This window comes from Rhodovulum visakhapatnamense (assembly GCF_004365965.1).
GTDB classification, from domain to species: Bacteria; Pseudomonadota; Alphaproteobacteria; order Rhodobacterales; family Rhodobacteraceae; genus Rhodovulum; species Rhodovulum visakhapatnamense.
The window spans coordinates 1-2500 of sequence record NZ_SOEB01000055.1; the positions used below are offsets into that span (position 1 = coordinate 1).

Consider the following 2500-nt stretch of genomic DNA (forward strand, 5'->3'; position numbering starts at 1 on the left):
TGTTTACGCGGCGAAGGTTTCGGATCTGGCGGCTGCGCTGAACGATCCGGCAAGCCGGCCGGAGGCGGTGGAGATCCTGCGCGGTCTGATCGAGAAGATCGTGCTGAGCCCCGACGCGGATGCCGCGAACGGGCATGTGATTGAGCTGTATGGGGAGCTTGGGTCGATTTTGTCGTTGTGCGGCAATGGGATGTGTCAAAATGCCAACGCCCGCGGTGTTAGCGCGGGCGTTAGGCAAGTAAAGATGGTTGCGGGGGTAGGATTTGAACCTACGACCTTCAGGTTATGAGCCTGACGAGCTACCGGGCTGCTCCACCCCGCGCCAATTATGCGCTTGGCAAGTGCCATGCGCGGCCGTCCCATGTCTTTTTGATATAGGGACGGAACATCGAACAGAGAGTTATATGGCTCTTTCTAGGTTTGGCGGCGACCTACTCTCCCACGTCTTGAGACGCAGTACCATCGGCGCGACGGCACTTAACGGCCGGGTTCGGAATGGAGCCGGGTGTTTTGCTCGTGCTATGACCACCAAACCGAGGAAGAGCCATTCTCCAAGTCGCGTACACTGGGATGTGTTGCTGCTGACCAGCATAGCTTGGCTATTACTGGATCAAATCAAGCCTATCGGACAATTAGTACCGGTCAACTGAACGCATTGCTGCGCTTACATCTCCGGCCTATCGACGTGGTGGTCTACCACGGTCCTCAAGGGATACCTTGTTTTGAGGGGGGCTTCCCGCTTAGATGCCTTCAGCGGTTATCCTGTCCGATCATAGCTACCCTGCACTGCCGTTGGCACGACAACAGGTCCACCAGTGGATCGTTCACCCCGGTCCTCTCGTACTAGGGGCAACTCCTCTCAAGTATCCTACACCCACGGAAGATAGGGACCGAACTGTCTCACGACGTTCTAAACCCAGCTCACGTACCTCTTTAAACGGCGAACAGCCGTACCCTTGGGACCTGCTCCAGCCCCAGGATGAGATGAGCCGACATCGAGGTGCCAAACACTGCCGTCGATATGGACTCTTGGGCAGTATCAGCCTGTTATCCCCGGCGTACCTTTTATCCGTTGAGCGATGGCCCTTCCACTCGGGACCACCGGATCACTATGGCCGACTTTCGTCTCTGCTCGACTTGTCAGTCTTGCAGTCAGGCTGGCTTTTGCCATTGCACTCAACGAGCGATTTCCGACCGCTCTGAGCCAACCTTCGCGCGCCTCCGTTACTATTTGGGAGGCGACCGCCCCAGTCAAACTACCCGCCACACAGGGTCCCGGATCCGGATAACGGACCGCGGTTAGACATCAAGCAGGAGAAGGGTGGTATCTCAAGGGAGGCTCCACCAGAACTGGCGTCCTGGTTTCAAAGCCTACCACCTATCCTGCACATCGCATGCCTGATGCCAGTGTGAAGCTGTAGTGAAGGTGCACGGGGTCTTTCCGTCTAACCGCGGGAAGCCTGCATCTTGACAGGCAATTCAATTTCGCTGAGTCGATGTTGGAGACAGCGGGGAAGTCGTTACGCCATTCGTGCAGGTCGGAACTTACCCGACAAGGAATTTCGCTACCTTAGGACCGTTATAGTTACGGCCGCCGTTTACCGGGGCTTCAATTCGGAGCTTGCACCCCTCCTTTTAACCTTCCGGCACCGGGCAGGCGTCAGACCCTATACGTCGTCTTGCGACTTCGCAGAGCCCTGTGTTTTTAGTAAACAGTCGCCACCCCCTAGTTTGTGCCCCCGGCCCATGGTTGCCCACGAACCGGGCCTCCTTCTCGCGAACTTACGGAGGCATTTTGCCGAGTTCCTTCAACATCGTTCTCTCAAGCGCCTTGGTATGCTCTACCAGTCCACCTGTGTCGGTTTAGGGTACGGTCTGATGGAGGGCTATTTCCAGGAACCGCTCAGCAGCAAGACCAATCCGATAAGGCCTCACTACACCTGCGATCCGTCACATCCTCCTGGCCCACGAATATTAACGTGGTTCCCATCGGCTACGCTTTTCAGCCTCGCCTTAGGGGCCGGCTTACCCTGCTCAGATTAGCTTTAAGCAGGAACCCTTGGACTTTCGGCGGGAGGGTCTCTCACCCTCCTTGTCGCTACTCATGTCATCATTCTCGCTAGTGATCGCTCCACCGGTGCCTCACAGCCCGGCTTCACAGCAAACACCTTATCCTGCGCTATCGCGTCTCTACTTGGCACCAGAGGCGCCCGTTCAGCGATGCGATAGAAGAGGACAGGTGTTTTTTCACACTACGCTCCGCTACCACTGCATATGCAGTCCTAAGCTTCGGCTCGTGGCTTGAGCCCCGTTACATCTTCGCCGCAGGACAACTTATTTAGACCAGTGAGCTGTTACGCTATCTTTAAAGGATGGCTGCTTCTAAGCCAACCTCCTGGTTGTTTTGGTCGTCCCACCTGCTTTCCCACTTAGCCACGAATTGGGGGCCTTAGCTGTAGGTCAGGGTTGTTTCCCTCTCCACGACGGACGTTAGCACCCG

The 2500-nt window shown here is 56.3% G+C and carries 1 tRNA gene and 2 rRNA genes (1 of these 3 cut by a window edge); all 3 read right to left on the reverse strand.

Going from position 1 to position 2500, the window contains the following annotated elements:
- Positions 1 to 245: 245 nt before the first annotated feature.
- Positions 246 to 322 (reverse strand) — tRNA-Met (locus EV657_RS20870).
- A 96-nt stretch (positions 323 to 418) separates the two neighbouring features.
- Positions 419 to 533, reverse strand: a 5S ribosomal RNA gene (gene rrf / locus EV657_RS20875).
- Between the two features lie 78 nt (positions 534 to 611).
- A 23S ribosomal RNA gene (locus tag EV657_RS20880) occupies positions 612 to 2500 on the reverse strand (it continues 971 nt past the right edge of the window).